This is a genomic window from uncultured Methylobacterium sp. (assembly GCF_964244095.1).
GTDB lineage: Bacteria > Pseudomonadota > Alphaproteobacteria > Rhizobiales > Beijerinckiaceae > Methylobacterium.
In genome coordinates this window covers 1-6282 of the sequence record NZ_CAXTHR010000197.1, presented here as the reverse complement: position 1 = coordinate 6282, position 6282 = coordinate 1, and the positions used below count along the sequence as shown (strand labels likewise).

Genomic DNA, 6282 nt, shown 5'->3' with positions numbered 1-6282 from the left:
CCACCGTCCACCTGTTCCTGCACGTGAAGGTGCGCGAGAACTGGGCCGACGACCCCGCCCGCTACCGCGAGATGGGCCTGGAATTCCCGCGCGGCTGACGCCTTCGGCGTCGTCCGGCCGTTCGCGTCGATCGGACCGGCGCGTCGATGCGCCGGCCCCCGCATCCCGAAGGGCAGACGGATCGTCCGGACACCACCCGGCCGCGCCCTGCGAGCCGCTCGTGGGCGGTGCCGCCTGCCTTCACGACATCCTCCACCGACAAAAATCCACAAAGCCCATGTCCGATGCCGCCATCACCGAAGCCGTCTACGGCCTGCCGCCGGCCGAACTCGCCGACGTCCCGCCGGGCGCCGCGCAGGTCTCGCCGCTGATCCCCGGCTCCGTGCGCCTGGAGGATTGCGCGGATGCGAGCCTCGCACGGATCGACATGCTGGCGCCGGCCGGCACCGTCGAGCGGCGCTTCGCCCTGGCGCAGGCGCTGCGGGCGTTGCGCCCCGGCGGCGGGCTTCTCGCGATGGCGCCGAAGGACCGCGGCGGCGCGCGGCTGGCGCGCGAGCTGAAGGATCTCGGCGGCACGGTCTCGGAGGAGGCCCGGCGCCACCACCGCCTCTGCCGCCTCGTGCGGCCGGACGGCGACCTGCCGCTCGCCGCGGCGCTCGCCGCGGGCGCCCCGCGCCACGTCGACAACCTCGCGCTGTGCACGCAGCCGGGCATCTTCTCCTGGGACAGGCTCGATCCCGGCAGCGCGCTGCTGCTGGCGACGCTGCCGGCGCTGAAGGGGGCCGGCGCCGACCTCGGCTGCGGGCTCGGCATCCTGGCGCGCGCGGTGCTGGCCTCGCCCGCCGTCGCCGCGCTGACGCTGATCGACATCGACCGGCGCGCGGTCGAGATGGCGACGCGCAACATCGGCGACCCGCGCGCGACGATCCGCTGGGCCGACCTCCGCACGGCGGATTCGGCGCTGGCGCGTCTCGACTTCGTGGTGACGAACCCGCCCTTCCACGACGGCGGCGCCGAGGACCAGACGCTCGGGCAGGCGTTCATCCGCCGCGCCGCCGAGGCGCTGCGCCCCGGCGGCAGCCTGTGGCTCACCGCCAACGCCCACCTCTCCTACGAGCGCGTGCTCGCCGAGGCTTTCAAGACGGTGACGGTGCGGGCCTCGGCCCACGGCTACAAGGTGTTCGAGGCGCGCAAGTGAGCGCGAAGACCTCGGGCGCGAAGACTCCGGCCGCACGCCTCGACAAGCTGCTGGCCAATCTCGGCTACGGTTCGCGTCGGGAGATCGCGGGGCTGGCGCGGGCCGGCGCCATCGTGCTCGACGGCGCGCTCCTCGACGATGCCGGGCAGCGCATCGCGGTGACGCCAGACCTGCCCGCGCGGATGACCATCGACGGCGAAGCCCTCGATCCGCCGCCGGGCCTGACGCTCATGCTGCACAAGCCGCTCGGCGTCACCTGCTCGCACAAGGAGGCCGGCCCGCTGGTCTACGGCCTGCTGCCCGCGCGCTGGCGCCGCCGCGACCCGGCGCTCTCCACCGTCGGGCGCCTCGACAAGGACACCTCCGGCCTGCTGCTGCTCACCGACGACGGCGCGCTGCTGCACAAGATCATCGCGCCCAGGGCCAACCTCGGGAAACGCTACCGCGTGACGCTCGACCGGCCGCTCAACGGGGACGAGGGCGCGATCCTCGCCGCAGGCACGCTCACGCTGGAGGACGACGACAGGCCGCTCCTGCCGGTGGACTTCACGGCCGAGGACGCCACGCACGCCACGGTCACACTGCGCGAGGGCCGCTACCATCAGGTCCGGCGCATGTTCGCGGCGCTGGGCAACCACGTCACGGCGCTCCACCGCGACCGCATCGGCGGGCTCGACCTGCCGGCGGACCTGGCGCCGGGGGCGTATCGGGTGATGGGTGGGGACGAGATCGCGCGCGTGTTCGCGGCGAGTTAGAGCGTTTTCCAGCGAGGTGGATACCGGCTCGTGTGAAGAAAACGCGACTACACAAAGACTTAGAGCATTTTCCGTGATCTAAGGATTACGGAAAATGCTCTAGCATCGCGAATCCCTACGAAGTAGGAAACCGCATGGTGACGGTTTCCATTCAGGCTGCGCCTGATCTCGATGACACGGCAGCATCATGCGGAATCCTGGCACACGGCATGACGGTCATGCGCTTGTCCTCGGGTTGTTCTGTATCTGGGCCTTCTCACTGTGGCAGCTCACGCGCGCCATTGTTTGGGGCGTGATCTGGCTTCCTGCCCGCCATGGCGGTGATCGCTGGTATGCGACCGACGGCCTCGATTTCTGGATCGCGGTCTACGTATGGGTCGTGCTCGGACCGTTCCTCATCGGCGGCACCGCCACCTTCCTATGGTTCGAGCGCAACGACCCCGTCTGACCGCGCCCGCGAAATTGTTGCCCCGGCGGGCGGCCTCTGCTAAGGCCCAACCCATTCCACACGCGGAGCCGGCCCCATGCCTGAATGGGGCGTTTCCGGTGGCCGGCTGAGCGTGTCAGCCGGTCGCTACCTCCGCGGCGGCATCAACCGGAAAAAGAAAGACCCTCGCTCATGGCCGTCGACTTCACCATGCGCCAGCTCCTCGAGGCCGGCGCCCATTTCGGGCACCAGTCGCACCGCTGGAACCCGAAGATGCAGCCCTATATCTTCGGCACCCGCAACAACATCCACATTATCGACCTCGCCCAGACCGTGCCGGCGATGCATACCGCCCTGCAGGCGGTGAGCGACACCGTGGCCAAGGGCGGGCGCGTGCTGTTCGTCGGCACCAAGCGCCAGGCCGCCGACACGATCGCGGAGGCCGCCAAGCGCTCGGCGCAGTACTACGTCAACTCCCGCTGGCTGGGCGGCATGCTGACCAACTGGAAGACCATCTCCGGCTCGATCTCGCGCCTGCGCAAGGTCGACGAGACGCTGGACACCGGCGGCCCGGGCCTCACCAAGAAGGAGCGCCTGATGCTGTCGCGCGAGAAGGACAAGCTCGAGAAGGCGCTCGGCGGCATCAAGGACATGGGCGGCGTGCCCGACCTGCTGTTCGTGATCGACACCAACAAGGAGCAGCTCGCGATCAAGGAGGCCCAGCGCCTCGGGATTCCCGTGGCGGCGATCGTCGACACCAACTGCAACCCGGACGGCATCACCTACGTCGTGCCGGCCAACGACGACGCGGGCCGCGCCATCGCGCTCTATTGCGACCTCGTCGCGCGCGCGGCGATCGACGGCATCTCCCGCGGCCAGGGTTCGTCGGGCGTCGATCTCGGCGCGTCCGAGGAGCCGATGGCCGAGGAGCTTCCGGCCAACGACGACGCGGCGGTCTCGGTCGGCTCCGGGGCGCTCGACCCGGCGGACGTGGCGATGCTCGCCGAGACCACCGAGCATTTCGAGCTGCTCGCCGCGCCCCGCGGCGCGCCGGACGACCTGTCCAAGCTCCACGGCGCCGGCCCGCAGATCGTGCAGAAGCTGAACGACGCCGGCATCTACCATTACTGGCAGATCGCCGCGATGAGCCCGGAGGACGTCGCCAAGGTCGATGCCGACCTCAAGCTCAACGACCGCTTCGGCCGCGACGGCTGGGTCGCCCAGGCCCGCGGCTTCGTCGAGGCCCAGGCCGCCGCCTGATCTTTTGCCGGTTTCACGCCGCCCGTCTTCGGGGCGTCGGCGGATCGCGGACGACATTCGGGCCCGGCGCTCAGGCTTGAGCGTCGGGCTCGCCTCATCTGAAGCGTTCCGCTTCGCGCAAAACCGTTTCGAACGACACGAAAGGACCGGCCATGGCCAACGTCACCGCCGCGATGGTGAAGGAACTCCGCGAGAAGACCGGCGCGGGCATGATGGATTGCAAGGGCGCGCTCAGCGAGACCGCGGGCGACCTCGAAGCCGCCGTCGATTGGCTGCGCAAGAAGGGCCTCGCCAAGGCCGCCAAGAAGGCCGGGCGCGTGGCCGCGGAAGGCCTCGTCGCCGTCGAATCCTCGGGCCACCACGCCGCGATCGTCGAGGTGAATTCCGAGACCGACTTCGTCGCGCGCAACGACGCGTTCCAGGCGTTCGCGCGCCAGGCCGCCAAGATCGCCCTCGACACCGACGGCACGCTCGACGGCCTCCAGGCCGCCCGCTTCCCCGGCGCCGCCGAGACCGTCGCCGAGACGCTGCAAAGCCTCATCGCCACCATCGGCGAGAACATGAACCTGCGCCGCGTGGCCAAGCTCGACGTGGGCAAGGGCGTGATCGCCAGCTACGTCCACAGCCAGCTCGCCGAGGGTCTCGGTAAGATCGGCGTGCTGGTCGCGCTCGAATCCGAGGGCGACGTCGCGTTCCTCGCGACGCTCGGCCGCCAGATCGCGATGCACGTCGCCGCCACGAACCCGGTGGCGCTCGACGCCTCCGGCGTCGACGCGGCGACGCTCGAGCGCGAGAGCAACATCCTGCGCGAGAAGAACGCCGGCAAGCCGGACCACGTGCTCGCCAAGATCGTCGAGAGCGGCCTGAAGAGCTACTACAAGGAGGTCACCCTGCTGGAGCAGCCCTTCGTCCACGACGGCTCGAAGACCGTCGCGCAGGTGATCAAGGAGGCGTCGGCCAAGGCCGGCGCGCCGGTCGCGCTCACCGCCTTCGTGCGCTACGCGCTCGGCGACGGCATCGAGAAGGAAGAGGGTCCCGACTTCGCCGCCGAGGTGGCGAGCATGTCGCGCTGAGCGGCGCAGGCGATCCATGACGAAGCCCCGGCCGCGAGGCCGGGGCTTTTTGCGTTCGGGGCGGCCGGCCGCCCTCGACGGATTCGGGCGGTCTGACGTAGAAGCCCCTCGGTTCTGGATCGGCCCTTGGGTTCTCACCCGGCCGCGCGAGGTGGACGATGCCGGAGACGACGCCGTTTCGCCGCGTGCTCGTGAAACTGTCCGGGGCCGCGAGGCCGGGGCTTTTTGCGTTCGGGGCGGCCGGCCGCCCTCGACGGATTCGGGCGGTCTGACGTAGAAGCCCCTCGGTTCTGGATCGGCCCTTGGGTTCTCACCCGGCCGCGCGAGGTGGACGATGCCGGAGACGACGCCGTTTCGCCGCGTGCTCGTGAAACTGTCCGGCGAGGCGCTGGCCGCCCCGGACGGGTACTGGCTCCACCCGCCGACGCTGGCGGGGCTCGCCGAGGACATCGCCCGCACCATCGAGGCCGGCATCGAGATCGCGCTGGTGGTGGGCGGCGGCAACATGATCCGCGGGGCGCGGATCTCGCAGGCCGGCTTCATCGACCGCGCCACCGGCGATTCCCTCGGCATGATGGCGACCGTGATGAACTCGCTGGCGTTGGAGACGGCGCTCAACGCCGCCGGCGTCCCGGCGCGGACGATGTCGGCGGTCTCGATGCCGACGATCTGCGAGACCTACGCGCGCCAGCCGGCGCTGCACCACCTCGACAAGGGGCAGGTGGTGGTGCTCGCCGGCGGCACCGGCAACCCGTTCTTCACCACCGACACCGCGGCGGTGCTGCGCGGGGCGGAACTGCGCTGCGACGCCGTGCTCAAGGCGACGCAGGTGGACGGCGTCTATTCCGCCGACCCGAAGACGGATCCGACCGCGACGCGCTACGACCGCATCACCCACGACGAGGCGATCGGCCGCGACCTCAAGATCATGGACACGGCGGCCTTCGCGCTCGCGCGCGAGAGCCGGCTCTCGATCGTCGTCGGCTCGGTCCACGCGCCCTCCTCGATCACCGCGATCCTCACCGGCGCGGCGCCCTGCACCCACGTCGTCCCGTGATGACATCCCTCGATTCTCGGGCGCGGCCCGGTTTGCGGGCGTGCGGGTTTTCGTTCATTGAAGCCCCGACGCGCCCCGGCCCCTGAGCCGGGGGGATTTGGCAACGACCCCAGACGTTTCGGGACCTTCCCAAAAATGGCCACACCGCCCTTCGACCTCGCCGACCTCAAGCGCCGCATGCACGGCGCCGTCGCCGCGCTCTCCAAGGATCTCGGGTCGCTGCGCACCGGCCGCGCGACGCCGAGCATCCTCGACCCGATCCAGGTCGACGCCTACGGCGCCTCGATGCCGATGGCGCAGGTGGCCACCGTGAGCGTGCCCGAGCCGCGCCTGCTCTCGATCTCGGTCTGGGACCGCTCCATGGTCACGGCGGTGGAGAAGGCGATCCGCGAATCCGACCTCGGCCTCAACCCGCAGACGGAAGGCCAGACCATCCGCCTGCGCATCCCCGAGATGAACGAGCAGCGCCGCAAGGAGATGGTCAAGGTCGCGCACAAGTACACCGAGGAGGC

7 protein-coding genes are annotated in these 6282 nt (G+C 70.4%); all 7 read left to right on the top strand.

Going from position 1 to position 6282, the window contains the following annotated elements; translation table 11 throughout:
- Positions 1 to 277 precede the first annotated feature (277 nt).
- Positions 278 to 1198 (top strand): class I SAM-dependent methyltransferase, encoded by a 921-nt coding sequence (locus ACFE86_RS20670; protein WP_375457199.1) that lies wholly within the window; start codon positions 278 to 280, stop codon positions 1196 to 1198.
- Entirely contained in the window at positions 1195 to 1953 is a 759-nt protein-coding gene (locus tag ACFE86_RS20665) for a pseudouridine synthase (protein ID WP_375457198.1), read from the top strand. Before ACFE86_RS20670 ends, ACFE86_RS20665 begins: the two co-directional genes overlap by 4 nt.
- A gap of 187 nt (positions 1954 to 2140) precedes the next feature.
- Positions 2141 to 2401, top strand: coding sequence for a hypothetical protein (locus ACFE86_RS20660; protein ID WP_375457197.1), 261 nt, complete (start codon positions 2141 to 2143; stop codon positions 2399 to 2401).
- A 171-nt stretch (positions 2402 to 2572) separates the two neighbouring features.
- Entirely contained in the window at positions 2573 to 3640 is a 1068-nt protein-coding gene (locus ACFE86_RS20655; RefSeq protein WP_375457196.1) for a 30S ribosomal protein S2, read from the top strand.
- Positions 3641 to 3792: 152 nt separating this feature from the next.
- A complete protein-coding gene (tsf, locus tag ACFE86_RS20650; RefSeq protein WP_375457195.1) occupies positions 3793 to 4713 on the top strand; it encodes a translation elongation factor Ts in 921 nt (306 codons plus the stop codon).
- 334 nt (positions 4714 to 5047) lie between these two features.
- Entirely contained in the window at positions 5048 to 5770 is a 723-nt protein-coding gene (gene pyrH, locus ACFE86_RS20645; protein ID WP_375457194.1) for a UMP kinase, read from the top strand.
- A gap of 135 nt (positions 5771 to 5905) precedes the next feature.
- Positions 5906 to 6282: ribosome-recycling factor (locus ACFE86_RS20640; RefSeq protein ID WP_375457193.1), on the top strand; the 377-nt coding region annotated here is incomplete at its 3' end.